Source organism: Nitrospirota bacterium, assembly GCA_004296885.1.
Classification (GTDB): Bacteria; Nitrospirota; Nitrospiria; order Nitrospirales; family Nitrospiraceae; genus SYGV01.
On sequence record SCVN01000008.1, the window covers coordinates 13,359 to 38,061 of the forward strand.

Annotated in this window: 27 protein-coding genes, 1 tRNA gene and 1 pseudogene; 10 read left to right on the forward strand and 19 right to left on the reverse strand. The window is 61.2% G+C overall.

Annotation, left to right across the window (positions count from 1 at the left end; all coding sequences use genetic code 11):
• Positions 1–298 precede the first annotated feature (298 nt).
• From EPO61_05160 to EPO61_05225, 14 genes are all read right to left on the reverse strand, one after another.
• Entirely contained in the window at positions 299–643 is a 345-nt protein-coding gene (locus EPO61_05160; GenBank protein ID TAJ09455.1) for a histidine triad nucleotide-binding protein, read from the reverse strand.
• Positions 640–1,293, reverse strand: a complete 654-nt coding sequence (locus EPO61_05165; GenBank protein ID TAJ09456.1) for a bifunctional phosphoribosyl-AMP cyclohydrolase/phosphoribosyl-ATP diphosphatase HisIE — start codon at positions 1,291–1,293, stop codon at positions 640–642. The genes EPO61_05160 and EPO61_05165 overlap by 4 nt, the downstream gene beginning before the upstream one ends.
• Entirely contained in the window at positions 1,290–2,051 is a 762-nt protein-coding gene (hisF, locus tag EPO61_05170) for an imidazole glycerol phosphate synthase subunit HisF (GenBank protein TAJ09457.1), read from the reverse strand. The genes EPO61_05165 and hisF overlap by 4 nt, the downstream gene beginning before the upstream one ends.
• Before the next feature lie 77 nt (positions 2,052–2,128).
• Positions 2,129–2,851, reverse strand: a complete 723-nt coding sequence (hisA, locus tag EPO61_05175) for a 1-(5-phosphoribosyl)-5-[(5-phosphoribosylamino)methylideneamino]imidazole-4-carboxamide isomerase (protein TAJ09458.1) — start codon at positions 2,849–2,851, stop codon at positions 2,129–2,131.
• 75 nt (positions 2,852–2,926) lie between these two features.
• Positions 2,927–3,655, reverse strand: coding sequence for a hypothetical protein (locus tag EPO61_05180; GenBank protein TAJ09459.1), 729 nt, complete (start codon positions 3,653–3,655; stop codon positions 2,927–2,929).
• Positions 3,656–3,711: 56 nt separating this feature from the next.
• The gene (hisH, locus tag EPO61_05185) at positions 3,712–4,347 is read right to left on the reverse strand and encodes an imidazole glycerol phosphate synthase subunit HisH (protein ID TAJ09460.1); all 636 of its coding nucleotides are present in this window, start codon (positions 4,345–4,347) and stop codon (positions 3,712–3,714) included.
• Between the two features lie 84 nt (positions 4,348–4,431).
• Positions 4,432–5,031: an imidazoleglycerol-phosphate dehydratase HisB gene (gene hisB, locus EPO61_05190; protein TAJ09461.1), complete on the reverse strand. Its 600-nt coding sequence runs from the start codon at positions 5,029–5,031 to the stop codon at positions 4,432–4,434.
• Positions 5,028–6,311, reverse strand: a complete 1,284-nt coding sequence (gene hisD, locus EPO61_05195) for a histidinol dehydrogenase (protein TAJ09462.1) — start codon at positions 6,309–6,311, stop codon at positions 5,028–5,030. Before hisD ends, hisB begins: the two co-directional genes overlap by 4 nt.
• Positions 6,312–6,344: 33 nt before the next feature.
• On the reverse strand, positions 6,345–6,983 hold the full coding sequence (locus EPO61_05200; GenBank protein TAJ09463.1) for an ATP phosphoribosyltransferase: 639 nt from the start codon (positions 6,981–6,983) through the stop codon (positions 6,345–6,347).
• Complete coding sequence (gene murA / locus EPO61_05205) at positions 6,980–8,266, reverse strand: UDP-N-acetylglucosamine 1-carboxyvinyltransferase (GenBank protein ID TAJ09464.1); 1,287 nt, start codon at positions 8,264–8,266, stop codon at positions 6,980–6,982. The genes EPO61_05200 and murA overlap by 4 nt, the downstream gene beginning before the upstream one ends.
• A gap of 77 nt (positions 8,267–8,343) precedes the next feature.
• Positions 8,344–9,240, reverse strand: a complete 897-nt coding sequence (prmC, locus tag EPO61_05210; protein TAJ09465.1) for a peptide chain release factor N(5)-glutamine methyltransferase — start codon at positions 9,238–9,240, stop codon at positions 8,344–8,346.
• A complete protein-coding gene (locus EPO61_05215; GenBank protein ID TAJ09466.1) occupies positions 9,228–10,346 on the reverse strand; it encodes a peptide chain release factor 1 in 1,119 nt (372 codons plus the stop codon). Before EPO61_05215 ends, prmC begins: the two co-directional genes overlap by 13 nt.
• Positions 10,347–10,440: 94 nt before the next feature.
• Positions 10,441–10,641 (reverse strand): 50S ribosomal protein L31, encoded by a 201-nt coding sequence (gene rpmE / locus EPO61_05220; protein ID TAJ09467.1) that lies wholly within the window; start codon positions 10,639–10,641, stop codon positions 10,441–10,443.
• A gap of 116 nt (positions 10,642–10,757) precedes the next feature.
• Positions 10,758–12,005 carry a transcription termination factor Rho gene (locus tag EPO61_05225; protein ID TAJ09681.1) on the reverse strand — a complete coding sequence of 416 codons (1,248 nt, stop codon included), beginning with the start codon at positions 12,003–12,005 and terminating at the stop codon, positions 10,758–10,760.
• Between the two features lie 480 nt (positions 12,006–12,485).
• Here EPO61_05225 and EPO61_05230 point away from each other — a divergent pair, with 480 nt between their 5' ends.
• The 10 genes from EPO61_05230 to EPO61_05275 all read left to right on the forward strand — a co-directional run bounded on the left by EPO61_05230 (position 12,486) and on the right by EPO61_05275 (position 19,420).
• Complete coding sequence (locus tag EPO61_05230) at positions 12,486–12,902, forward strand: DUF2203 family protein (GenBank protein ID TAJ09682.1); 417 nt, start codon at positions 12,486–12,488, stop codon at positions 12,900–12,902.
• 49 nt (positions 12,903–12,951) lie between these two features.
• Entirely contained in the window at positions 12,952–13,242 is a 291-nt protein-coding gene (locus EPO61_05235) for a hypothetical protein (protein ID TAJ09468.1), read from the forward strand.
• Positions 13,243–13,272: 30 nt separating this feature from the next.
• Entirely contained in the window at positions 13,273–14,571 is a 1,299-nt protein-coding gene (locus EPO61_05240; GenBank protein ID TAJ09469.1) for a hypothetical protein, read from the forward strand.
• 360 nt (positions 14,572–14,931) lie between these two features.
• The gene (locus EPO61_05245) at positions 14,932–15,567 is read left to right on the forward strand and encodes a carbon monoxide dehydrogenase (GenBank protein TAJ09470.1); all 636 of its coding nucleotides are present in this window, start codon (positions 14,932–14,934) and stop codon (positions 15,565–15,567) included.
• A gap of 71 nt (positions 15,568–15,638) precedes the next feature.
• Positions 15,639–16,847, forward strand: coding sequence for a ferredoxin oxidoreductase (locus tag EPO61_05250; protein TAJ09471.1), 1,209 nt, complete (start codon positions 15,639–15,641; stop codon positions 16,845–16,847).
• Between the two features lie 67 nt (positions 16,848–16,914).
• Positions 16,915–17,820, forward strand: coding sequence for a ferredoxin oxidoreductase (locus EPO61_05255; GenBank protein ID TAJ09472.1), 906 nt, complete (start codon positions 16,915–16,917; stop codon positions 17,818–17,820).
• A 27-nt stretch (positions 17,821–17,847) separates the two neighbouring features.
• Positions 17,848–18,552, forward strand: coding sequence for a ferredoxin oxidoreductase (locus EPO61_05260; protein TAJ09473.1), 705 nt, complete (start codon positions 17,848–17,850; stop codon positions 18,550–18,552).
• Between the two features lie 20 nt (positions 18,553–18,572).
• Positions 18,573–18,851: a pyruvate ferredoxin oxidoreductase gene (locus EPO61_05265; GenBank protein ID TAJ09474.1), complete on the forward strand. Its 279-nt coding sequence runs from the start codon at positions 18,573–18,575 to the stop codon at positions 18,849–18,851.
• Between the two features lie 88 nt (positions 18,852–18,939).
• A complete protein-coding gene (locus EPO61_05270; GenBank protein TAJ09475.1) occupies positions 18,940–19,209 on the forward strand; it encodes a hypothetical protein in 270 nt (89 codons plus the stop codon).
• A gap of 135 nt (positions 19,210–19,344) precedes the next feature.
• Positions 19,345–19,420: transfer RNA gene (locus tag EPO61_05275), tRNA-Asn, on the forward strand.
• Here the strand turns inward: EPO61_05275 and EPO61_05280 are convergent.
• The 5 genes and pseudogenes from EPO61_05280 to EPO61_05300 form a co-directional block, all read right to left on the reverse strand.
• Complete coding sequence (locus EPO61_05280) at positions 19,379–20,059, reverse strand: hypothetical protein (GenBank protein TAJ09683.1); 681 nt, start codon at positions 20,057–20,059, stop codon at positions 19,379–19,381. The genes EPO61_05275 and EPO61_05280 overlap by 42 nt on opposite strands.
• 498 nt (positions 20,060–20,557) lie before the next feature.
• Positions 20,558–21,007: pseudogene (locus EPO61_05285) on the reverse strand (recombinase family protein).
• Positions 21,008–21,194: 187 nt separating this feature from the next.
• Entirely contained in the window at positions 21,195–21,404 is a 210-nt protein-coding gene (locus EPO61_05290; protein TAJ09476.1) for a hypothetical protein, read from the reverse strand.
• Entirely contained in the window at positions 21,401–22,480 is a 1,080-nt protein-coding gene (locus EPO61_05295; GenBank protein ID TAJ09477.1) for a hypothetical protein, read from the reverse strand. The genes EPO61_05290 and EPO61_05295 overlap by 4 nt, the downstream gene beginning before the upstream one ends.
• 2 nt (positions 22,481–22,482) lie before the next feature.
• Positions 22,483–23,034: a hypothetical protein gene (locus EPO61_05300; GenBank protein TAJ09478.1), complete on the reverse strand. Its 552-nt coding sequence runs from the start codon at positions 23,032–23,034 to the stop codon at positions 22,483–22,485.
• Positions 23,035–24,703: the final 1,669 nt, after the last annotated feature.

Consider the following 24,703-nt stretch of genomic DNA (forward strand, 5'->3'; position numbering starts at 1 on the left):
TTTGCAGCTACCCCCCAGTTGCCAATGCATCTGCCGTCAGCTGGAGCAAGGAACGGCACCAAGCCACGTCTTGGGGTAAAGGGTTTCAACCAACCGATGGGGAGAGCAAAAAAACAAGGGGCCAGGCTTTGAAGCGGCCTGGCCCCGTCACTCTCTCTTTTTTAGTCTCGGCTAAACGTTTTTCTCTTCAAGGGGTGGACTGGTTGATCCCCTAACTGCGCGCGTCCAACGAGGGCCTTCTGCGGCCGCGCGTTGCGCGAGCACGGGGGAGCAGCCAGTCCGCCCCGTCCCATCAACTTCATCCCGGCGGCCAGTGCATGGGGCGGCCGCCGAGCAGGTGGAGATGCAGGTGGAAGACCGTCTGGCCGCCGTTCCGACCGGTGTTCACGACGAGCCTGTAGCCGCCCTCGGCGATACCCTTCTGTTTGGCGACCTGATTGCCGACGAGCAGCAGATGCCCCAGCAGGCCCGCATCGGCTTCATTCAGCTCCGCCATGGAGGCCACGTGTTTGCGCGGAATCACCAACGTATGGACCGGCGCCTGAGGATTGATGTCGTCGAAGGCGACCGCCCGATCGTCTTCATGGACGAGCTTGGCCGGAATGGCCTTTGCGGCGATCTTGCAGAACAGGCAGTCGCTCATGCTTTGCCCTTCCTGAGCCCGGATTTCCCGTACCGGCCCGCCAGCTCCCGATAGATCTCCTCCGGCTGGATATCGTGGTACCCGAGCGCCACCAGCGTGTGGAACAAGAGGTCGGCGGTTTCGTAGACGATCTCCTCCTTCTTGCCCCCCTTGGCTGCCAGGACGACCTCGCCCGCTTCCTCGACCACCTTCTTGAGCACCTTGTCGATCCCGCCTTGCAGGAGCGTCGAGGTATAAGAGTCGCTCGAGGGCTGCCGTTTACGCTCCTGAATCGTCTGGTAGAGCCGCTCGATGATGCCGCCCCAGGCCTCCTGCGTCTTCTCCCCGTTGCCCTCCAGGCGCGTAAAGAAGCAGGCCTTCTCCCCCGTGTGGCAGGTCGGGCCGGCCGGTTCGGCCTTGACTAAGAGAGTATCGCCGTCGCAATCCACGAAGAGGTCTTTGAGGGCCAGCTTATTCCCTGAGGTCTCGCCCTTCTCCCAGAGTTTCTTCCGCGACCTGCTCCAGAAGTGGACGGATTTTGTTTCGAGGGTCTTCTGCAAGGCCTCCCGATTCATGAAGGCCAGCATGAGCACGGACCCGTCACGCCAGTCCTGGACGACCGCTGGGATCAACCCCTGTGCGTCGAATTTCAATCGGCTGAAGTCCGTCATCTGATCGCAATGCCCTTTTGCCGGAGATAAGCCTTGGCCTCCGGAATCGTGTGTGTCCGGTAGTGGAAAATCGAGGCGGCCAGCACCGCGTCCGCCTTGCCCTTGACGAAGCCATCGTAGAGGTGATCGAGCGTGCCCACACCGCCGGACGCGATCACGGGAATCGAGACTGAATCGGAGACCGCTGCGGTCAGCTCCAGGTCATAGCCGTTTTGCCGGCCGTCCTGGTCCATGCTGGTGAGCAAAATTTCGCCCGCCCCGTAACTTTCCATCTTGCGCGCCCACTCGACGGCATCCAGTCCGGTCGGCTTGCGCCCGCCATGGGTAAACACTTCCCAGCCGGTTTCGGGCTTCGCTCTCCGCTTGGCGTCGATGGCGACGACGATGCACTGGGTGCCGAACCGCTCGGCCGCCTCTTTCACGAACTCCGGCCGCTCGACCGCGGCTGTGTTGATGCTGACCTTGTCTGTGCCGGCCTGAAGCAGGGCCCGGATATCCTCGAGCGTCCTGACTCCTCCCCCGACGGTCAAGGGCATGAAGACCTGCTCGGCGGTCCGGCTCACGATATCCAGAATCGTCTTGCGGTTCTCATAGGAGGCCGTGATGTCCAGAAAGCAAAGTTCGTCGGCCCCCTCCCGATCATAGGCCCGGGCCACTTCCACCGGATCGCCCGCATCCCGGAGATTGACGAACGAGACGCCCTTGACCACGCGCCCGTCTTTGACGTCCAAACAGGGGATGATGCGCTTGGTCAGCATATCACCGACGTGAACAGTGAACGGTGAAAAGATATTGATAGAAGTTGGACGGCCTGCTCTTGCTCACTATTCACTATTTACTGTTCACTTGCGGCGATTGCCGCTTTCAGGTCCAGCTTGCCGTCGTAGAGCGCCTTGCCCACGATCGCCCCCTCGATACGCGGCCCCAGAGCCTTGATCGCCTGGATATCCTCGGCCCTCGTGATCCCTCCCGAGGCGATGACCGGCACGGGCGACCGAGCGGCGATCTCCCGGAGCGCCGTCAGGTTGGGCCCCTGCAACATGCCGTCCCGCGCAATGTCCGTGTAGATCACCCCGGCCAGGGGACATTCCGCCAGACTCTTCAGCAAATCGACGGCCAGCGTCTCGGACTGGCTGGTCCAGCCCTGCACCGCGACCTTGCCGTTGCGCGCATCGAGGCCGACCAGGATGCGGGCCGGGTACAGGGAACAAGCCCGCTCCAACAAATTCCGGTCGCGGAGCGCGGCAGTGCCCAATACGACACGGCGGACCCCTCCGTCCAGGTAGCGTTTGATGATCTCCAGGTCCCGCACGCCGCCTCCGACTTGCACCGGAATGGAGACGGCTTTCACGATGGCCTCGATGCCCGCCATGTTCTTGGGCTGGCCCTCGACCGCGCCGTTCAGATCCACCAGATGCAACATCTGGGCGCCCCGCCGCTCCCACTGCATCGCCATGGAAGCCGGGTCGTCGGAATAGACGGTTTCCGCCTGCAAATCTCCTTGCCGGAGACGCACGCACCGCCCATCCTTCAGGTCAATGGCGGGAATGATCAGCATGGCCTACCCGACGATGAACGTGGAACGATGTTCGATGAACAAATGGCTGGTCCCGTTCATCATTCAACCTTCGTCTTACCGTTCCGCCGGCGTGCCGAAGGGAAACTCTTTGAATACATGCTCGGCCCCGTAGGCAGCCAGTTCGTCCGCCGTGACGAAGACGCCGCCGCGATCCAGAAAGCCGGCCAAGTCCTCGATCAGGGGCCGCTGCCGTTCGAAATAGTTACCGACCCAGAGAACCTTGCCGTCGGCTCCCACCAGCTTCAGTTCGAACCCGACCACGGCCGGGTCTCCTCCCCACTTGCTCCCGGCCCGCTCCTGATAGATCAGCACTCGCCCCACCAGCACCGCATCGGCTTTCATCTGCTCCGCCACTTGTCTGACGAGCTGCGGCTGCGGCAGCTTGGCCGCCTGGGGGCCCAATGACGCCGCCACCCGTCCCGTTTCCGACGGGGTGAGCGTCAGAATCCCGCCCCACTGCCGCAGCTTCCCATAGACGATGCGTGTGACGTGGTCGGCCGCCACCGCCGGCACCGTGGCGGTCGGCTGGTTTTGCCGTTCAACCGTCGGGGGAATGCCCAGGGAGATGTCCGATCGAAGCACGCCCTGGGGAGCCAGGATCTCCGTATCCCGCCGCTCGGTCGTTTGCGGCGTGGCCAGGGCTTCGAACGGCAGCACCGCGATCGTCTTGATCCGGTACTTCTCGATGTCCGGAGCGCTGTTCGTCGTCACCTTGGTCGGCCCGCAGCCTTCCAGGGCGAACCAAGACATTCCGAGCAGCAACCCAAGCGCCAGCGAGGACATGGAAGACCCCCCGTCGTTCAGCCGCTGCCGGCCTATTTTAGCGGCCTCATGCGACATCAGTGCCACTCGGCGAAGTTCCGAATAATGTGCAGCCCGCTCGACTGGCTCTTCTCCGGGTGGAACTGGCAGGCAAAGACGTTGTCCCGCCAGATGCTCGAGACGAATGAAAGCCCGTAGTCCGTCATGGTGCAGGCGATGCCGACATCTTGCGGCTCGACATAGTAGGAATGCACGAAATACAGATAGGCCCCCGATTCGAGCCCCCGCAGCGGCGGCGCCGCCTGCGTCACCCGCACTTCGTTCCACCCCATATGCGGAACCTTCAGGTGCGCCGCCCCGGCGCCGGCGGCCTCGCTCAGCCCGGCCGGAAATCGCCGGACCGTTCCCGGTATCACACCCAATCCCTGATGACGGCCGAACTCTTCACTCTCCGTGAACAACAGCTGGAGGCCGAGGCAGATTCCCAGAAACGGCTTGCCCGACTGCACGGCCCGGCGGACCGGTTCGATCAAGCCATACCGGTCCAGATTGGCCATGCAATCGCCGAACGCCCCCACGCCCGGGAGCACGACGTGCGAGGCATCCCCGATGGCGCGCGCGTCGCGCGTCACGACCGCCTGGTGCCCCACCGCTTCGAACGCCTTTTGGACGCTGCGGAGGTTGCCCATGCCGTAATCGATAATCGCAATCATCGGATCAGTGAATGGTGAATGGCGAACCGTGAACGGACAGGCTCCCTCGGAGCCCCTCACCATTCACCGTTGACTGTTCACCAATTACAGCTTTCCCTTCGTCGAGAGCACGCCCTTCACCCGTCCGTCGAGCCCCGTCGCCTGATCGAGGGCTTTCGCCAGCGCCTTGAAGGTCGCTTCCACGATATGGTGCGGATTCCGCCCGTACAGCACGTTGACGTGCAGGTTGAACGCCCCATGCGTGACGAAGGCCTGGAAAAAATCCTCGAACAGGTAGAGGTCGAACTCTTTGATGCGCCGGTTCGGCAACTTGGCGTTGTAGACGAGGTACGGCCGCCCGCTCAGATCCACCGTGACCTGCGCCAACGTTTCGTCCAGCGGCACCGAGGCGAAGCCATACCGCCGAATGCCTTGTTTGTCGCCCAGCGCCTGCTTGAGCGCGTCGCCCAGCACGATGCCGACATCCTCGACCGTGTGGTGATCGTCGATATGCGTGTCGCCCTTGGCCTGCACGGTCAGATCGAAGAACCCGTGCCGCCCCAGCAGGTCGAGCATATGGTCCAGGAACGGAATCGGCGTCTTGATCCGGCTCCGGCCCGTGCCGTCCAGCATCCAGTCCACGCGGATGTTCGTCTCTTTCGTCGCGCGCGTGATCATCGCGCGCCGCGCCTGTGTCTTCTTCATGAGTACCGGCTCTCCACGGACTTGGCGTGCGCGTCCAGCCCTTCCATCTGTGAAATGCGCGCGATATGGTCTTTCACCTTCGTCAGCTCTTCTTTGGTATAGGCGATGATGTTGCTCTTCTTCACATAGTCGTCGAACGACAGAGCCGAGGAGAACCGGGCCGTCCCGCCCGTGGGCAGGATATGATTGGGGCCCGCGACGTAGTCCGCCACCGCCGGAGGCGTGTACCGGCCCAGGAACAGGGCCCCCGCGTGCCGGATCTTCTCCAAATAATCGAATGGCTGATCCACCGCCAGCGTCAAATGCTCCGGCGCGATCTCGTTGGCCAGTTCGATCGCCTCCTCCATCGTCTTCACCACGAAGGCCACTCCGTGCTTGGCCAGGGACTTGGCCAGTATCTTGTCGCGCGAGCACCGCTTGCGCTGCTCGCCCAGCTGCCGGACGACGTCCTTGGCCAGCCGCTCCGAGGTGGTCACCAGGTACACCTGGGCCTCTTCGTCATGCTCGGCCTCGGCGAGCAAGTCCGCCGCCACATGCGCCGGGGTCGCCGTCTCGTCCGCCACGACCAGGAGTTCGCTGGGCCCCGCCACCATATCGATCGCCACGGTCCCGTACATCAAGCGCTTGGCGGTCGCCACATAGTGGTTGCCCGGTCCGATGATCTTGTCCACCCGCGCGATGGTTTTCGTCCCGTGCGCCATGGCCGCAATGGCCTGGACCCCGCCGATCCGGTACACTTCGTCCACGCCCGCAATATCGGCCGCCACGAGCAGATAGGGGCTGATGCCGCCCTTGGGCATCGGCGTGCACATGACCACCCGCTTGACGCCGGCCACTTTGGCGGGGATCGCGCTCATGAGCACGGAGGAGGGATAGGCCGCCTTGCCGCCGGGCACATACAGCCCCACGGAATCCAGCGGCATCACCACTTGTCCCAACGTGGCCCCGCCGTCCTGGTACATCCAGGTCTTGGTCCGCTGCCGCTCGTGAAACGCCATGATGCGATGCGCGGCGTAGCGCAGCGCGTCCCCTTCTTCCTTGCGAATCTGATAGTAGGCCTCTTTGACTTGCTCGGGACTGATCCGGAACTGGGCGGCTTTGAGAGAGACCCGGTCGAATTTTTTCGTGTAGCGGGAAACGGCGCTGTCTCCGCCGCGCTCGACCGCCTTCAGGATGGTTCTGACGGAATTCTCGACGCCCCCCCCCTGGAGGTTGGACCGTGACGTCACACGCTTGAGCGCTCCCTTGAAAGCTCGATCCGTGCTGGCGATCACCTTCATCGTCATCCCCCTTCGCTCGGCCCTGTCCTGGCCTTACCGGGCGCGGCGCGGACGCCCGCGCTTCAGTCGTTCGATCAATTCGGTGAGACTCCCGTGCTTCATCTTCAGGCTCGCCCGGTTCACGATCAGTCTCGCGGTGGACCGCGCGATCACGTCCACCTCCACCAGATCGTGGGCCTTGAGCGTCTTGCCGGTGGAGACCAGATCCACGATCCGGTCCGCCAGCCCGACCATCGGCGCCAGTTCGATGGACCCGTACAGCTTGATGATCTCGACCGGCACGCCCTTCTGGTTGAAGTACCGTTCCGTGATGCGCGGATACTTGGTCGCCACGCGCACCTTGGCCGAAAGCCGATCCCGCTGCTCCCGCCCCCGCAACGCCGCCACCGAAATCCGGCAGCCGCCGATCTTCAGATCCAGCGGCTCGTAGACGTCTTTCTCCTGCTCCAGCAGGACGTCTTTTCCGACCACGCCCGCATCCGCCGCCCCATATTCGACGTAGGTCGGGATGTCGGTCGGCCGCACGATCAGGAAGGTCACGTCCCGGTCCTCGTCCGTAAAGACCAGGCGCCGGCTTTCCGCCGAGATCCCGTTCTTGGCATACCCGGCCCGCCGGAACAACTCGAGCGCGGGCGCAAGCAGCGTCCCTTTGGCCAGCGCGACCGTGATCATGCCCCTGCTCCGCTTGCCGCCCCGGCCGATCCGCTCTTGACCCGCGTGATTCTCGCGCCCAATCCCCGCAACTTGTCCTCGATCCGTTCGTAGCCCCGATCCAGGTGATAGACACGGGCGATGTCCGTTTCGCCCTCCGCCGCCAGTCCCGCGACGATCAGGCCGGCGCTGGCGCGCAGATCCGAGGCCATCACCGGTGCGCCGGTGAGCCTGGCCGTGCCGGTCACGACCGCATGGCTGCCGTCCACCTTGATCTCCGCCCCCATGCGCTGCAACTCCGGCACGTGGATGAAGCGGCTCTCGAACACGGTTTCGGTGATCACGCTGGTGCCTTGCGCCACGCACATGAGCGCCATCATCTGGGCCTGCATGTCGGTGGCGAACCCCGGATAGGGGTAGGTCCTCACATCCACGCTCTTGAGGCGCGCCGGGGCCTTGAGCCGCACCGACTCCTTGCCCTCCACCACCTCGGCGCCCGCCTCGCGCAGCTTCGCGGTCACCGCCTCCAGGTGTTGCGGCCGGCAGTCCTCCACCGAGACGTCCCCGCCGGTAATCGCCCCGGCGGCCAGATAGGTGCCGGCTTCGATGCGGTCCGGGATGACGTCATGGTCGGCGCCGCGCAAGGCCTTGACCCCTTCGATCGTAATCAGGTCGCTGCCGGCGCCGGCGATCCGCGCGCCGCGCTTGACCAGAAAAGCCGCGAGGTCGACGATCTCCGGCTCCTTGGCCGCATTTTCGATGACCGTCGTGCCGTCGGCCAGACAGGCGGCCATCATCAGATTTTCCGTGCCCGTCACCGTCGGAAAGTCCAGACAGAGCCGCGCGCCCTTCAAGCGCGACGCTTTCGCCTTGATATAGCCGTGCTCGACCGTCACGGTCGCCCCCATTTTCTCGAAACCCGCCAGGTGCAGGTTCACCGGCCGGGAGCCGATCGCGCAGCCCCCGGGGAGCGAGACCGTGGCTTCCCCCCAGCGGGCCAGCAACGGGCCCAGCACGACCACCGACGCGCGCATGGTTCTCACTAAATCGTATGGCGCCTCGGATGACCGCAGCGCGTCCATCGTCATGGTCACCCGGTTGCCATCGGCCTGCACCGTCGCGCCGAGCATGCCCAGCAGTTTGCCCATCGTGAACACGTCCACGACGCGCGGGACGTTCGTGACCGTGCATTCGCCGCCACCCAGAATGACCGAGGCGAGAATCGGCAAGGCGGCGTTCTTGGCCCCGCTGACCTTGACGCTCCCCCGCAAGGGCTGCTTACCGGTGATGACGATACGATCCATAACAGCTTAGTGAAGGGTGAATGGTAAAAAGTGAACGGCGAATAAGACCCCGGCCACGACTATTCACTTTTCTCTATTCACCTTTCACTTTTTTGTAGACAGACCACCCGCTCGATGCCCGCCTCGTCCCGGCGGACCTGAATCGATTCGTATCCGCCCGACTCTTCAGCCATGCGACAGACCGGTCCTGCCTGTCCTTGTCCCACTTCGAGCGCCAGCGTTCCGCCCAGCGCCAGGTATGGTTTGGCCTCGTGCAGCAACCGACGATAGAGTGTCAGCCCGTCCGGCCCTCCGTCCAGCGCCAGCCTGGGTTCCCGCCGGACCTCCCGTTGGAGCCCCGACAGATCGCCTGCGGGAATGTAGGGAGGATTGGAGACGACCGCGGCCAGCCGGCCTTCCAACCCAAGACCAGCCAGCGGCGCCAGGAGATCTCCTTCCAGAAACCGCACCCGTTCCGTCACCCCGTGCCGACCGGCATTCCTGCAGGCGATATCCAGCGCTTCGGCTGAGAGGTCCGTCGCGTAAACCATCGCCTTCGGCAGGGCATGGACCAGCGCAACCGCGATACACCCGGACCCGGTGCCAATGTCGGCGACGAGCGGAGCGTTGCCGTTCGCCGGTCGCTCGCTCAATTGCGTCAGCTCTTGGACCAACAGTTCGGTTTCCGGCCTGGGTATCAGGACCGCCGGCCCCACCTCGAAATCCAACCCGCAAAATTCCTGGGTGCCGAGCAGGTACTGGAGCGGCTCTCCGGACGCGCGGCGCGCCAAGAGGGACCACGCCAGATTGCGGTGCTCCTCCGAGACCGGGTGGTCGCTCTCCACCCTGAGCCGGAGCCCGGTGGTGCCCAGCGCCCGCTCGAGCAGCCACCGCGTGTCCTGCGCCGCATTGGCAACGCCCGCATTCGACAGGAGGTCCAGCCCCGCCCGAACCAGGGCGCCATAGGTCGTCGGCTGCCGGGTCAGCGTGAGCATGAGGGTTCTTCCGTCGCAGCCCTGGCGTGCTCCGCACGCAGGCCTTCCACGATTTCGTCCAAATCGCCAGCCAGCACCTGCTCGAGCTTGTGCAACGTCAGCCCGATACGGTGATCGGTCACCCGGTTTTGCGGAAAGTTGTATGTCCGGACCTTCTCGCTCCGCTCTCCGGTTCCGACCTGGGCTTTCCGGCTTTGGGCGATCTCCGCTTCTTGCTTCTCCCGTTCGGCCTCTACGATGCGGGCCCGCAACGTCCGCATGGCCTTCGTCCGGTTCTTCAACTGGGACCGCTCGTCCTGGCACGAAACCACCACCCCGGTCGGGATGTGGGTGATGCGCACCGCCGAATAGGTCGTGTTCACGCTCTGGCCGCCGGCCCCCGACGAGCAGAACGTGTCGATCCGCAGATCCTTGGGATCGATCTGCACCTCCACCTCGTCCACCTCGGGCATCACGGCCACCGTCACCGTGGAAGTGTGGATGCGCCCGCTGGCCTCGGTCGCCGGGACCCGCTGGACCCGATGCACCCCGCTCTCATGCTTGAAGTGGCTGTAGGCCCCCTTGCCCTCAACCAGCATCACCACATCCTTGAACCCGCCGATCCCGGTCTCGCTCGACTCCATCACTTCGACGCGCAGCCGCTTTCGCTCCGCATACTTCATATACATCCGAAACAGGTCCCCCGCGAAGAGCGCCGCCTCGTCCCCTCCGGTCCCGGCCCGGATTTCCACGAAGGTATTCTTTTCATCGCGGGGATCCTTGGGCACCAACTGCTCCAACGCCTGCGCCTCCATCTCGCGGCAACGGGCCTGCAGGCTGCCGGCCTCTTCGGCCGCCACCCGCTGCATCTCCCCGTCCGTGGCCGAATCCTGGATGAGCTGGGTGACCTCGTCGAGTTGCTTGACCAAGGCCCGATAGTCGACATACTGGCGGGCGAGCGCTTCGATCTCCGTCCGCTCCTTGTTCAGCTTGTGGATCATCGCCGGCTGACTGAGGACGGACGGGTCCATCAGCTGTTGGGTCAGCTCGTCGTAGCGCTGCGCCACCCCTTCCCACTTGGCGATCAGGGGCGCGGCTTGCTGGTCGGCTGTCTGTGCGTCGGCCATAGGGCTCCGGTTGACGACTCAGGATTCCGGGCTAAAAAACAAAAAACCCCGCCCCTCCTCGGAGCAGGATTCTTTGCACCACAGTTCGCGGCCCCTACTTCTTCGTGTACTTCTTCTTGAATCGCTCCACACGTCCTTCGGTGTCCACGATTTTCTGCGTGCCCGTGAAAAACGGATGGCAGCGCGAACAGATGTCCACCTTCAGGTCGCCCACGGTCGAGCGGGTCCTGAACTTGGCCCCGCAGGCGCAATGGACGGTCACTTCCACGTACTCCGGATGAATGCCCTTCTTCATGCTCCTCACTCCTTGAATGAAGCTGTCAGCGATCAGCTATCAGCTTAACCATGGACGATATTCGCTCTCTTCTCCCCAGGTCCCTTACTGAACGCTGACGGCTGAGAGCTTCCCCGTTACCGGTTCATCGACTGCAGAAACTCCTGGTTGTTCTTGGTCCCGCCGATCTTGTCGATCAAAAACTCCATGGCTTCCATCGTGCCCAACGGACTCAGCACCTTTCTGAGAATCCACATCTTGTTGAGCCGGTCCCGATCCACCAACAGCTCTTCCTTCCTGGTGCCGGACTGGCTGATGTCGATCGCCGGGAACACCCGCTTGTCGGCCAGGCGGCGATCCAGATGCACTTCCATGTTGCCGGTCCCCTTGAACTCTTCGAAAATCACGTCGTCCATGCGGCTGCCGGTATCCACGAGCGCCGTCGCCATGATCGTGAGACTCCCGCCGTTCTCGATGTTGCGGGCGGCGCCGAAGAACCGTTTGGGCCGCTGCAGGGCATTGGAATCCAATCCGCCGGACAGGACCTTGCCGCTCGGCGGCGCGATCGTATTATACGCCCGCGCCAGCCTGGTGATGCTGTCGAGCAGAATCACCACGTCCTTCTTGTGCTCGACCAGCCGCTTGGCCTTCTCCAACACCATTTCCGCCACCTGGGCGTGGCGCTGGGCCGGCTCGTCGAAGGTCGAACTGATGACTTCCGCCTTGACCTGCCGCTGCCAGTCCGTCACCTCTTCCGGACGCTCGTCGATCAACAGCACGATCAGGGTGACTTCGGAGTGGTTTTTCAAAATAGCCCGTGCAATAGCCTGGAGCAACATCGTTTTCCCGGTTCGCGGGGCGGCCACGATCAACCCGCGCTGGCCCTTGCCGATCGGGGTGATCAGGTCCATGACCCGCGTGCAATGTTCCCCTTGGTCATACTCCAGAATGAGCCGCTCTTCTGGATAGAGCGGGGTCAGGTTGTCGAACAGTATCTTGTCCCGCGACACCTCCGGATCTTCGCAGTTGACCTTCTCCACCTTCAAAAGGGCAAAGTACCGCTCGCTTTCCTTGGGGGGGCGGATTTGCCCGGATACGATGTCCCCGGTCCGCAGGTTGAACCGGCGGATCTGGGAGGGGGAGATATAGATGTCGTCCGGGCCGGGCAGATAGTTGGAGTCCGGCGCCCGCAAGAAGCCGAAGCCGTCCGGCAGCGTCTCCAGGACCCCCTCGCCGAAAATGACCCCGTTCTTTTCCGTCTGCGCCTGGAGGATGGCGAAGATCAGCTCCTGCTTGCGCAGGTTGGCGGCGCCTTCGATCTTCAGGTCTCGCGCCACCTCGTTGAGGTCGGCAATGGACTTCTGCTTGAGCTCGGCAAGATACATGGTCTTCTCCCTTAACATGGAACAAATCCCTTCACGAGCCGCAATGGGGCTGTGGGTATGACATGGTGCGACAGAGCGAATCTTGAAGCATGGATCAACTGTTGAGCGGTGAATGGGGCGTATGCGGAGAGGATGGTCCGCGAAAGGACTACTACTTGGCGCCCTGAATCTCCATGGTTGACAGCGCGGTGGTTCCACCCGCGGGGGACAACACACCCCAATCCATCAGACAGTCACAATCAAAACCTGGCAAAACCTGGTATGTCGAGAGCAGCCCCGGGAAGCTCGACTGAGGTGGAAGCGTATTGTTGATTGCTCGTATTCAGGGAAGCTTGGATCGTGACGATATAGTATCGGCGAGGCTTCCCGTTGTCAATAGCTATTTTCTTTTCAACCGGCCTGGAAAAGGCCGGCCAGTCCCCGTGCCAAGGCCCGCTCGTCGTTGCGCGGGAGCGCCGGATTGTGCTAAAGATCTTCCCCATGGCGGCGCGCGAAGAAGGACAGAATCTGGAACGCCTGTTCACCCTGGCCGAGGCCACCCGCCTGCTTCCCCAGCTCCGCGAACACTTGACCGCCGTCCAAGCGGCCAAGGCCGTTTTGATCCGCACCAAAGACGAGATCAAAAAGGCCAGCGCGCAGGCCTTATACGGCGGGGGTAGCTTCGCCGGCCCCCACTACATCGCCGCGCTCGAACAGATCAGCGAACACCTCCAGGCCATACAGGAACTGGGCGTCCATGTGAAAGACCTCGACATGGGTCTCTGCGACTTCCCGCACCTGCTGGACGGGCGAATCGTCTACCTCTGCTGGAAGCTCGGGGAGGCCGAAATCCGGTGGTGGCACGAAGTGCACAGCGGGTATGCCGACCGCCATCCGCTGGAGCCGGACGAATCGTAAACACGTTCCTTCTGGGGCGTATCGTGCCACGAGAAGCGCAGCGGAACAGATGAAATTCGTCATTCTTGGTTTCGACGGACCCGAGGGTGCCGCCAAACGAAAAGTGCACCGGCCGGCCCACTTGGCCCGCATGGACGCTCTGGATGCCGAAGGACGGGTTGTACTGGCCGGCCCGCTCACCGACCAGGCCGGAAGCCTCATCGTGATTGAGGCGGAGTCGCTCGGGGAGGCCGAAGCCTTTATCCGGGAGGACCCCTACGTGGTCCACGGCGTTTTTGCTCGGTTTGAAGTCCACCCCTTCCTGCAGGTTTTTCCGAAGGACGGGGCGGCGACGTCTTAACCGCTGGAGTCGCCCGCTCACAAGACGGACATGCGCACGAAGGTCCGCTTCATGGGCACACCCTACCTGAAAATCGCCCTCGCGATCACCCTCGTCCTTCCCAGCACATCGGCCCTGGCCCAATCAGTCCCGGCCCAGCCGACCAAGGTCATCGTCGCGGAAGCCAGCTATGTCATGGGCGATGCCGATACCTTGACCGGGGCCGAAGAGGCCGTGCTGATGCGGGCCAAACGCAAGGCCGTGGAAGAGGCCGGTGTCTATGTCGAAGCCGCCTCAACGGACGTCGAAACCCATGCCGACGGCACCACCTCACATCTCAACCAGCTCAGCGTGCGCACGATTTCATCCGCCGTGACGGAAACCGAATTCCTCGACAAACGGCAAACCTTGGAGAACGGCCGGCTGACGTTCTACGTGAAGATCCGCTGCACCGTACACGTGGACATGCTGGCGGACGCGGTCAAGCGGATGAAATCCGACGAACTGTTGGCCCAGCATCATCAGCAGCTCCAAACGGAAAACAGCCAGCTCAAAAACCAGCTCGAGAATTTAAAAAAACAGCTGCACACCACCGACCTGCAAGCCAACAGCATCAGGGTCATACCCAAAAATCGGCGGGAGGCAGTCAGACTCGGGCGGGCGGCCTTTCAAACCCGCAGCCTCCCCGAAAAAATTGATCTGGCCACGCAAGCCATGGCCGCCGACGACCGCTATGTGGACGCCTACATTATTCGCGGACAGACCTATTTGCGGATCGCCGCCGTGACCTTTTCGAAAGCCGGTCCCAAAGCCGATTTGAACGGCTATATCGAACAGGCCCTTCAGGACTTCGACCGAGCGGCGGCACTCGATCCCACGAGTACTTGGGCGATCCTGGGACGAGGGGATGTGTTCACCTGGCAGCGCAAGCCGGATGAGGCAGCCAAGGAATACTCCCAGGTCTTGCAGATGGACCCCTTCTTCGATGTCGCCCGGCAGCGACTGATTGCCTTGCTCACCACCAACGCCAGGAGGCAGGTCGCAGCCAAGCAGTGGCGGCAAGCCCTGATCACGTTGGAGCAAGTCCTCCAACCGGACCTGCCGCCGAGTTGGCTGGCCCAACAGAAAGAATCTCTGCTGCTGCGCAGCCAGATCTATGCGGAGTTGGGGGAACTGGATCGGGCGGTGGAGGACCTCGGCAAAGTCATCCGGGTGGACCCGACCAACCCGGCCCTGTTTACTCAACGGGCCCAGCTTTACCGACGCCTCCTCCAAGGGCGGCTAGCCAAGGATGACCTGGAGCGGGCCTGCGCTCTGGGCTCGGAAGAAGGCTGTTCCGGCCTCCAATAGCCTGCCCGGAGCGCCCTGCCGTTCGTTGACAACCGCGCAAAAGAACAGCTATACTCGGACGTTCAAAACCGGCGTCAAATCTGACATTTGATCGCTGGCGCGGCTTAGTTCAAAAGACCCATAAGGACTAGATATCATGGACCTTAATCTCTAGAGGGTGGGCCTTCTGCGAGCTTGCGGAAAACAGACGAAAAAGCATATATGAGATATCATTGACTCTCGGACCGCGCAAGATTGACGTTTCCGGGAGGGGGGATATGAGGCCGGAAAGATTAGCAGAGGCCTCCTCTCGTTTTATGAATTGGTCCTTTGCTGACGCCGATCCGTCGAAGACGGAGCCGCGATAGGAGCTGAAGTCGCATGAACCAATACCGCGTAATGCCAGGCCCCGAACATTTTCTGCCGCCGGCGGCGGCGTCCATGGGCATCAGGCTGCCGAATCCTGGCGAGGCCCATATCCACGGCGTCATCGTACCTGAGGAGAAGGCCTACGAAGAAGCGGCCCGCCAGTTTTTAATGGCTAAAGTCCCCACCATTTTCCCGGGCCCCTTGGTCCTGTGGGCCTGGAACGAAAAAGCCGCCAAAAAGGCCACGGCAATCCGGCATCTGTACGAAACGCTCAAGGAGTGCGTCACCCCACAACAGCACGCCATGCTCATCCCGATGCCCGACTACCGGCCCAAGTACCCCAAGATCAATCCTGAAGTCGAAATCAACCCAAACCATCCGAATTTGACTATCTGGCACAACAAGATCGACTGCTGCATGTTTGTGGGCGTGCATTGCCACCAGGCCAACCTGTCGCTGAAAATCATCCGCGGCGGCACGTCTTGCTATACCGTCGCCATGTGCGCTCAGGCGGGGCACGAGGATGCCATGCTTTCGTTCCGCGATGCCTCCGTGGAAAAAATCATGAAACTGGCCGAGTGGGTGCGCAAGCTCAAAGGGACCGTCAAGGTTTCGCAAACGGTATCCAAGAGCGGGTCTTCAAACTGACGCAGAGCAGTTCCTGAGCCATTACCGCCGCGCAGCAAGCTGCGGGGCCTACGGATAAGGAGGCCGGGTCCATGGACAATCATTCGCCGATCGGAACGATAAATAAAAAGGGGCAGGTCATCACGGATGCCCGGAAGATGATGTTCGAGGCGCCCCGCACCCCGTCCTTTTTCACGGGCAGTGAAGTGATCAAGGAAGCCGTCCGGCGCGCCAACGTGGACGTGATGGTCGCCTATCCGATTACGCCCCAGAGCGAGGCCGCCGCCCTGTGCGGCGAACTGTTCGCGGAAGGGTACGTAAAGGAATACTTCCGGGGCGAGAGCGAGTTTGCCGTGATGTCACAGTGCGCCGGTGCAGCCTTCGGCGGCGCGCGGGTGTTTACGACCACCGCAGGGCCCGGCACGATGCGGGCGATGGAGAACTTCCCCATGTGGGCCGGAGCCAGGCTCCCGATCCAAATGATCGTGACCTGTCGCGGCATCAACTCCCCGCTCTCCATCCAGCCCGACACGTTGGAGATCGCCTATCTTCTCAACACCGGCATGCTGGTCTGGCACGCCGAAACCGCCCAGGACTTCTACGACTGGATTCTCAAGGGCTACATGGTTTCGGAGGAGCCGGATGTGCACCTGCCGCTGGCCCTCTGCTGCGACGGGTTCTTCGTGACGCACACCAAGGACGTGGTCAATCTCACGCCGGTGGACATGTGCCTGCCGCCCTATGACCCCTACCGCTCGCCGGTGCCCTGCATGGATATGGAGTGCCCCCCGGTCCGAATGATGCGGGATCCCTTCGTGATGAAGAGCAACTACATCAGCTACGCCACCCACGCCTCCTGGCAGCAGGAAGTCTGGGCGGCGGTGGAACGGTCGCGCAAGCACACGATCGCGTGGATCGATGGGTTGATCGAGACCGAGAACACCGACGCCGACATCATCATCGTCTCCTCCGGCACCGCCGTGTCGCAAGGACGGGAGGCCATCCGGCTATTGGCCGACGAGGGCATCCGCGTGGGCTTGGTCAAGATCAAGTCTCTGCGGCCCTGGCCCTGGCAGGAAATCCGCGAGGCCACCAAGAACGCCAAGCATATCATCGTGCCGGAGTTCAACGTGGTGGGCTGGATGGCCCGTGAGATCAAGGCAAGCATCCCGGACAGTGACCGCGTGGTCTCCGGCCCTCGCGTGGGCGGCGGCATGACGATGCCCCCGGAGATCATCGTGTCGGAGATCAAGAACGCGCTCGGCATCCGCAACGCGGCCCTTGCCGGTCGTGGAAGCTGAGCCGTAGCAGCTGACCGGTTCGCGCACAGTCACCGACGATCGACAGCAGCCCTGAGAGGAGGCTTCCATGAGCAAAGAGCGGATAAAAATCGCGCCGGAGTTCTACGAGATCATGCCGCCCGAATACCAAGACTTGGTCAATCGGGCCACCTATGGGAATGAATCCCGAGGATGGAAAGACATCGGGACATCCAAGGAGCTGATCGAGGAGCATTCGCTCTGCGCCGGCTGCCCTGAATCCATGGCATTCCGGTACATCCTGGCCTCCCTGCCCAACCCGGAAGACACCGTCATGGTGGGGTCCACCGGTTGCACCAGCCTGGTATTCCCCCACGTGGCCGTGCACAACATCCACTCGCTCTTCGGCAACCAGAACGCCATCGCCTCCGGCCTCAAGCGGGCGTTGACGGTGCGGTTCCCGGGCCGGATCAAGGACGTGGTGGTGCTGGCCGGCGACGGGGCCACGGTGGACATCGGTTTGGACATGACCCTGCAAGCCTGGTTTCGTCAGGAGAAGTTCACCACGATCTGCTTCGACAACGAGCTGTATGCCAACACCGGCGGCCAGGAGAGCGGGCTGATGCAGAAGGGCTTCGTGGCCAAGATGGCGCCGGTCGGCAAGCAGTTCGAAAAGGTACGGCTGCCCGAGATCGCCCGCGAGTCCGGCTGCCACTACGTGATCCAATGCACGGTCAGCAAGCCATCGGTGGTGGAAAAAGTCATCAGGAACGCAGTCCACGTCGCCCGGGAGATCGGACCGACATACATCCAGCTCTACACTCCTTGCATCCTGGAAATCGGCAAGAACAGCATGGAAGGCCTCCAGGAGATGCGGGATTCGGAAAAGCCGACCGAACGCTTCGCCTACAAAGAGTACGTCAGCGAACCGGCCAAGCAGTTGCTCGCGGAAATCGCCGCCAAGGAAAAGGAAAAGAAGGCTGCCGCCAAGGAACAACTGGCGGCTCAGGCCTAACGGTATCCGGCGCAGGAGAGAGCACACATGATCAAGAAGCGACTCAACATTCGGATGTCCGGCCTGGGCGGGCAAGGTGCAGTAACCGCGGCGCACGTGATGGCCATGGCCGCGTCGAAGGACGGCAGGTTTGCCATTTCGAATCCGTTCTTTGGCGCCGAAAAGCGAATGGCGCCGGCGGAAAGCTACTGCCGGATCGGTATCGAGCGCATCTACGACCGGGGCGAACTGGTGTTCCCGGACGTGATCCAAGTGTTTCACCCCCAGGTGGTCACGATGGGCAAGAGCTATACGATGCCCTTCTATTCCGGCATCAAGGAAGGCGGCTTGGTGATCATCAACTCGGACGCCCCCCTGCTCACCGAGGAGGATATCCAGCGGCTCAAGGACCTCAAAGTGGCCGTGTTCTACATCAACGGGACGCAGATTGCCCTGGACGTCGCGGGCACTGAACTGTCCACGAACATGACCATGATCGGGTCGGTGGCCGGAATCACCAAATGCGTCTCTATGAACGCGCTTGATTTGGCCCTCCAGGAGCGGTTCGGAAAGAAGTTCGTGGCCTCCGGCGGCACGGCCACCCTGGACGAAGCGATCAAGAAAAAATTCGCCAAGAAGGAAATGTTGCTGGCCAAAAACCTCGCCACGGTCAAACGGGCCTACGAAATGGGCGTCGAATGGGCCGAGAAGAACAAGTTTGAACTGCAAGTGGCGGCCATGGCCGCAGCGTAACGAACGGGGATACCAGACGCATGTATAATATCGCGCAGGTGATTGACGAGAAGTGTGTGGCCAAGAAGGGCTGCCGTCTTTGCATCATGTACTGTCCGGAGGCCAACTGTCTGGACCTGAACGTGACCAAGATGGTGGCGGAGGTGAATATCAGCCGCTGCAAGGGCTGCGAGCTCTGCGTGGTCGTCTGTAACGCGGCCAAGCACAACGCGATCGAGATGCAGGCGGTCAGCTCGAGCGGCGCGCTCATGTCCCACAAGGGTGAGTCCGCAGGCCTGGGGCAAGCCTACCAAGGCTGACAACCCGCGCGGTACCAAGAGACCAAGAAACCCCATGGCGCCAACGCTGTGGGGTTTTTTATTGAGGCCCAGGGAATGCGGAGGCTCTATGACGAACGAAGACAATGTGGCGAGCGAGTTGCTAGGGGAGATCACGACCCTGCTCAATCGGTTCCCCAAAGTCCTGGAGCACCGTGCCGCTGAAATCGAGGCAACTGGGAAGGACCCCGAACTGGCAAGCAAGCTCGCCAAGGGTGCTGACGCCATGCGTGACAGCGGAAATCTTTACATCACCTGGGCTCGCCACTTTGCCGGGCTCTCGGAGGGTACCTCCGACGCGGCCGATGACGAGGATGAATCGGGGACGTTTGACGTCTAGTGCCGATTGTTCCCTCTGGACCGGGGTGCACGCGCCCCAGCGATAAAACCTGGCGATTCAATCCGTCAACTATGCTAATATCGGGCCTTGCCGATAGCTTCAGGCTAAAGATTCTTCTGATGGCGTTGACTGCGTTCCCCGGTAGCTCAGTTGGTAGAGCGCCTGACTGTTAATCAGGTGGCCGCAGGTTCGAGTCCTGCCCGGGGAGCCAATCCAGTCCGAAACTGGGCACCCTGCCAAAAGTGCCCGGTTTCGCTTCTCCCACCGCCTGGGCCAACGCTCCATAACTCCCTTTCAGATGAATTTCCCTCCCATGGCAGCGGATTTCCTCGACCAGGAGCTTGAGATAGGCCTTTCCCAAGCCCGAGGCCTGATCCAGGAGCTTGGCCCGCAGAGTTGTGCAGAAGGTTTGGATATGCTTCTGGGCAAGGATGGCCTGGGGGAGGTCCCGGTGTCGCCTGCGTCCCGCGATTTCGGTTAGCAGGGCCTGTCGTTGAACTTGCAGCTTGTGCGCCCGCTCGGTCAACGTGGCATCCATCGGCAGGAGCCCTTGCTCGACCGCCTCGTAGAGCTTATCCAACCGGCCTTGAAGGCTCTTGAGTTCTTGCGTCAACTGCTTGATCTGTCCATCGTCACTGGTCCGGGCCTGACTCAGCCGTTTTCGTAAGGCCTCTAACATGGCCCGCACGCGCCCAGGGACAAAGACCCGATCCGCCAGCGCCTCCAGCACCAGCCGGTCGAGTTTGTCCATCGGGAGATTCCCACTCGCGCAGCTGTCGGCCCCGCGCGTAATCCGATTGGTGCACTTGTAATAACGGTATTTCCCACTCTTCCCGGTCGCCAATGTCATACGCGCCCCACACTGGCCGCAGCGCAGGAGGCCGGTTAGCAGGGTCGGAGAATTGACCACCCGTGGAGGAATCACCCCCGGCGAGCGTGACGCCAGGAGCTGCTGGGCCTGTGCAAAGACCTCGTCGCTCAGAATCGGCTCGACCTTGATAAGCGCCCATTCGGAGAGCGGCTTGAGCTGGCGAAGTGTCCCCGTTCGCTTGTAGCACTTGTTGAAATAGTATTCGCCGATATAAGCCCGGTTCCCCAAGATTTCGTGAATACGGCCCTTGGTCCACCGACGCCCCCGAACCGTCACCCCGGACTGATTGAGATAGGCCGCCAGACCGTGAATGCCGACGATCCGCCCCTGCGCCCCACGCAAATAGAGATCAAACACCTGTTTGACAACCGCTGCCTCTGCCAGGTGTACCTCCAGCCGTTTCTTCTTGCCGGAATTCCCCGGACTCTCCACCTCCACCGTGCGAAACCCAAACGGCGGCGTGGACCCGTTAAAGTAGCCTTGCCGGGCGTTCTCCTGCATGGCCCGTAGCGTATGCTTCCCCGTCTCCTTGCTGTTGTACTCATCGAAGATGCTGAAAATCCGGCGGGCCACTTGCCCAGCAGGATCGTCTCCGGTTTGCTGGGTGATGGAGATCAACCGGACCCCCGCCCGCCGTAATTGACGTTCATACAGCGCAAATTCCAACGCATCACGGAAGAACCGCGATTGGCTATGGACCACAATGGCCTCAAACGGCGACGGCACCGCACCGGCCTCTGCGATCATGCGTTGAAACTCCGGGCGACGGTCATCCGTGGCGGAGGCACCCCGCTCAATGTATTCCACCGCCACCCGATGGCCCTGATGGCGACACCAGTCCTGCATCTGGTGCAACTGATCCGGGATCGACAGGTCTTTTTCCGCCTGTCTCACGGTGGACACCCGAGCATAGAGCGCAACGATCATAGCCCTACTCCTCTCTCCCTTCCGTCTGGGTCAAGACCTGCTTGATCAGGTCTGGGAGATGCTGTTCCAATAATGCCAGTTCGTCCACGGAAACTCGACCGTCTTCGATCTTCACACGGGTCTTCAAGGTCACTCGAATGGATGGTCTGGAGTCAGCCAAACATAGGGCACCACCTTTCCTGCGTGGTCAATTCCGGCCCGGTCCGTTCCGTTCCGTCTGCTCGCTTTCCCGCTCCAACCGCTCCAACTCCCCTTCCAATCCGCTTCGCCCAAACTCATCCAAAGCAATCTTTCGAAACGCCCGAAACTGAGGCTCCGGGAGGCATGACTCGGCCACCAGCAACACCTTGTTCAGGCGTCCCTTCAGCAGGATCAAGATCTGATCCTTGGTCACTATTCGCCCAGCTCAATGGCCTTGATCCGGTGTCGCACGTCGGCCTCCCAGGTCATCCGCTCATGGACCTTATGGACCCGGGTGCCCAGGTGCGCGATCGCCTCCTCCACCGTGAGCATGGGTTGTCTGTTCTGGACGCACTCCATCGCAGCTATGCGCTTGAGATAGCCATAGATACTAATCGTCATCCGCATCAGACGCTCTTCCAGCACGGCAAATTGCCCGTCCTGTATGCGATGCTCCAGAGTCGGGAGGGCTCGAATGCGCTGCTGCAAATCCTCCCACAGCGGATGCAACGGCCACCGGGAGCGGTTGCTATCTGACGTGGGGCAACGGAGCGTATCGTGTTCTTCGGCTAGATACCGGAGCAAGGTGCCCTGATGGGTATAGAGGTCCGTCATGGTCGTGATCCCGGCACTGCGGAGCAGCGGCTTTCTGACCTGCCATTCAATGCGCCAGACGTGTTCCGACTGGCCCCACAGGTCATAGAACCAGACTTTGGCGCTCTTCTGGTTGACCTCCGCCACCTTGTCATAGACCCGCAGGACAATATCCCCTTTGCCCAGAGTGAAGGTCTGCATTGTTCCATTTTCGCGGTGTTGGCTATCTTTGGTCGAGAGGCTCACAAAGGCATCCGCCGTAAAATCGACGGTGGGCACGTGATAGTCGAAGCTGAAGTCTACCCGCGAGAGGCCTTCCGGGCGATGCGGGACCAACCCCAACGCCATCCCCCATCGCAAGAACTTCTCATGCAGCCCCGCCGCCGTGTCCCGCCACAGCCCCTGGCTGCGAAAGGTCACAAAGCACGACGGGGTATTGAACTCGCCCAGTTCGATCTTGAAATCTTCATTGGTTAGGACAAATGGATAGCCGGAAGGGCTCCCGTAGGGATGGAGCATGAACTCCATCCCGCCCAGCGTTACGGCCTTCGGCTCCCGGCTCTTCGAATGGCGCAGCATTTCCTTTTCCATCCCCAGGTGCGCAAAGGGAATCCCCTGCGCGGGTGGCGAGACAAGAAAATAGGCGCATTGGACGGTATCGATACCATGGAGCAGCAGCTTGTACGGCTCGCGTTCCATGCTCAATCCTCGTCGGGCTTCGGGAGCGATTCGAGGCACAGCGCCTCCCCCTCGACCCGGATAACCAGGCCCTTGGATCTCTCAACCGTGAGTGCAAGGGGGCCTCGCAAGGACAGCACCTTGTCCATGATCGGCAAGAGGTTCAGGGTGAGAAAGAGATCCGTCGTTTCCGGTTCGAGATGGCCGATACGAATGAGATAACTGGCCTGGGTTTTTCGTTCAATCGGCGTCGAGGCAAGTAACCCTCGCATATCGGTGTGTACCCAGAAGGGCTGTCGATGGACCCACGAGGGCAGGGCTTGATACAACCACCACTGAATCGCTTCGCCCTCGAAGGCCCGGCTATCCTTCGCCTTGTGCTTCATGCCTCGCAACCGCTCGAAGTAGATGCCTTCATCGCGGAACCGTTTATAAAACCCAAGGGTCCAAATATCGAAGATTGAAAAGAGTCTCCATTTTCCAAACCGCTCATCCCCACGACCGGCCCCCAGTCCCTGATACAGTTGGGCCAGAATGCCGGCCCGGTTCCAGTCCATCAGGACCTTACGCGACACGCCAATACAGGTCTCGACATCCCCAGAGGTGTAGCGTCGCTGGCGAAGGTACTCCAAGAGGATATCCCAGTTGCGCGGCAGGCCTGGCAAGTCAGGCATTTCCAACTGGGGAAGTGCAGGCGCTGGCCTCTTACGTTTCCACATGGCCGTATCGTTACCATTTAGTTACGAATATGTCAAGGCACAAGAATCGGCTCCGCAATCTTCGCCTTCCTCGAAGACTTCATTAGCAATCCTCAGCAGCAAGACCCCTCTACAAACAGAAAAGGGGGAGTCTTACGACACCCCCCTACTCCCCCCAAGATGCGCCCGCGTTACCGCCGGCGATATTAGAAAGGACCACAAGAAAGTGGCTATGTATCCATAGCCCCCCGTGTTACTGACATGGGGGGCTATGCCGTGCCCGGTGCCTTTCGGCATCCGAGCACGGCCAATGCCCTAGCTCCACCTGGCCTGCCCTTCCGTATTATTTAGACATCGATCTGATCTTGTCTCGTCGGCATGGGAAAAGATTGCCACCTCGTGGCAGGCTTTACCTAGGTTCTTCAGTCAAACGGCTCATGGTATACACAATATTGTGTGGAAATATTCATCCTAGCCACAAATTTTCGATGGCATAGGGTGTGCTTTCACGCATTGACGAACAATTCCCATTTATACATCTTGCAGGCAGGCTGTTAACTGACTCGCTGTCCGTCAGTGTACATTCACCACATGGCTGTGAAAGGAGAAGCTCCGTATGATTATACCTGGGCCCCATTGGAATCCCGTGAAACCGTTCGGTCCACAGCCCGTGGGTCACCCTCTCCCTCCAAGTCCCAAATTTATGAATAAAGTTGGGCCCCCTCCGGCGAAACCAGTCTCTGCTTCTGCGCTTCCGCCGAGTAAGCCGACGGACTCAGTCACCATTTCTTCTGCGGCCCAGGCGAAAGCGGAAACGACTTCGTCAACCGTACCAAGCACCGCCTCCGGCCTGTCCGCTCTTGACCTAAACTGTGCGTGCAATCCGTCAGCCACAGATCTGCAGCAGAATCTTCGCGGCCTCACAGTAGACCGCCGGGACATTCAGCAGGAGTCTGAGAACGAAGATGATGACGAGGGGAACGACGAAGATGACAATAGCCATGCAATGGTGGGACACCATGGCGATGGGAGCGAAGATGCGCTGAAATTGCCGCAAAGTGTTAGCCTGAGCGCAAGTGCGCAGGATACCTTCAACAGTCCACAGGGTCTTACAGGGGACCAGAACGATGACGGGCACGTCAGTAGCCAAAATCCACTTGATGGGCAAAAGACGGAGTCAATCCTTCATCAGAGCCAGCCCTCTGACCCACGAGTGGAGCAGATTCTAAGGGATCTCAAGGGGCTTCTGGCAGATTTAGAAAAGGTCTAGGAGGGGTGGTGCGGCCTCCCACGTGATCAGTGTTTGATGACGACAGGCACTCATCTGCGCCGGTGAAACTGAATCGTTCGCAAAGGATAGAAACAACAGAAGTGCTGGTTCTCTCCGTCGTGGCCAGTCCTGCGCGGCCGTTCTGGCAATATTTCCTCCGGCTCTCTGTTCCATATGTACGCTGTCCGGAAATTGAGCAGGGACAGTCCAAAATTTGTGTGGCGTAGGCCACCGCGCTTCCTTATAATTCAAACTTGCACGGCGGTTGAGAGGAGG

Excerpts from the sequence above, each read along its gene's own strand:
- rpmE (TAJ09467.1), bottom strand. The coding sequence starts at position 10,641 with ATGAAGAAGGGCATTCATCCGGAGTACGTGGAAGTGACCGTCCATTGC.
- EPO61_05230 (TAJ09682.1), top strand. The coding sequence starts at position 12,486 with ATGGCGGCGCGCGAAGAAGGACAGAATCTGGAACGCCTGTTCACCCTG.
- EPO61_05280 (TAJ09683.1), bottom strand. The coding sequence starts at position 20,059 with ATGACATTGGCGACCGGGAAGAGTGGGAAATACCGTTATTACAAGTGC.
- EPO61_05245 (TAJ09470.1), top strand. The coding sequence starts at position 14,932 with ATGAACCAATACCGCGTAATGCCAGGCCCCGAACATTTTCTGCCGCCG.
- prmC (TAJ09465.1), bottom strand. The coding sequence starts at position 9,240 with ATGCTCACGCTGACCCGGCAGCCGACGACCTATGGCGCCCTGGTTCGG.
- EPO61_05255 (TAJ09472.1), top strand. The coding sequence starts at position 16,915 with ATGAGCAAAGAGCGGATAAAAATCGCGCCGGAGTTCTACGAGATCATG.
- hisF (TAJ09457.1), bottom strand. The coding sequence starts at position 2,051 with ATGCTGACCAAGCGCATCATCCCCTGTTTGGACGTCAAAGACGGGCGC.
- EPO61_05225 (TAJ09681.1), bottom strand. The coding sequence starts at position 12,005 with ATGTATCTTGCCGAGCTCAAGCAGAAGTCCATTGCCGACCTCAACGAG.
- hisH (TAJ09460.1), bottom strand. The coding sequence starts at position 4,347 with ATGATTGCGATTATCGATTACGGCATGGGCAACCTCCGCAGCGTCCAA.
- EPO61_05295 (TAJ09477.1), bottom strand. The coding sequence starts at position 22,480 with ATGGAACGCGAGCCGTACAAGCTGCTGCTCCATGGTATCGATACCGTC.
- hisB (TAJ09461.1), bottom strand. The coding sequence starts at position 5,031 with ATGAAGAAGACACAGGCGCGGCGCGCGATGATCACGCGCGCGACGAAA.
- EPO61_05265 (TAJ09474.1), top strand. The coding sequence starts at position 18,573 with ATGTATAATATCGCGCAGGTGATTGACGAGAAGTGTGTGGCCAAGAAG.
- EPO61_05270 (TAJ09475.1), top strand. The coding sequence starts at position 18,940 with ATGACGAACGAAGACAATGTGGCGAGCGAGTTGCTAGGGGAGATCACG.
- hisD (TAJ09462.1), bottom strand. The coding sequence starts at position 6,311 with ATGAAGGTGATCGCCAGCACGGATCGAGCTTTCAAGGGAGCGCTCAAG.
- EPO61_05160 (TAJ09455.1), bottom strand. The coding sequence starts at position 643 with ATGAGCGACTGCCTGTTCTGCAAGATCGCCGCAAAGGCCATTCCGGCC.
- murA (TAJ09464.1), bottom strand. The coding sequence starts at position 8,266 with ATGGATCGTATCGTCATCACCGGTAAGCAGCCCTTGCGGGGGAGCGTC.
- EPO61_05235 (TAJ09468.1), top strand. The coding sequence starts at position 12,952 with ATGAAATTCGTCATTCTTGGTTTCGACGGACCCGAGGGTGCCGCCAAA.
- EPO61_05180 (TAJ09459.1), bottom strand. The coding sequence starts at position 3,655 with ATGTCCTCGCTGGCGCTTGGGTTGCTGCTCGGAATGTCTTGGTTCGCC.
- EPO61_05240 (TAJ09469.1), top strand. The coding sequence starts at position 13,273 with ATGCGCACGAAGGTCCGCTTCATGGGCACACCCTACCTGAAAATCGCC.
- EPO61_05200 (TAJ09463.1), bottom strand. The coding sequence starts at position 6,983 with ATGATCACGGTCGCGCTGGCCAAAGGGACGCTGCTTGCGCCCGCGCTC.
- hisA (TAJ09458.1), bottom strand. The coding sequence starts at position 2,851 with ATGCTGATCATTCCCGCCATTGACCTGAAGGATGGGCGGTGCGTGCGT.
- EPO61_05165 (TAJ09456.1), bottom strand. The coding sequence starts at position 1,293 with ATGACGGACTTCAGCCGATTGAAATTCGACGCACAGGGGTTGATCCCA.
- EPO61_05250 (TAJ09471.1), top strand. The coding sequence starts at position 15,639 with ATGGACAATCATTCGCCGATCGGAACGATAAATAAAAAGGGGCAGGTC.
- EPO61_05215 (TAJ09466.1), bottom strand. The coding sequence starts at position 10,346 with ATGGCCGACGCACAGACAGCCGACCAGCAAGCCGCGCCCCTGATCGCC.
- EPO61_05260 (TAJ09473.1), top strand. The coding sequence starts at position 17,848 with ATGATCAAGAAGCGACTCAACATTCGGATGTCCGGCCTGGGCGGGCAA.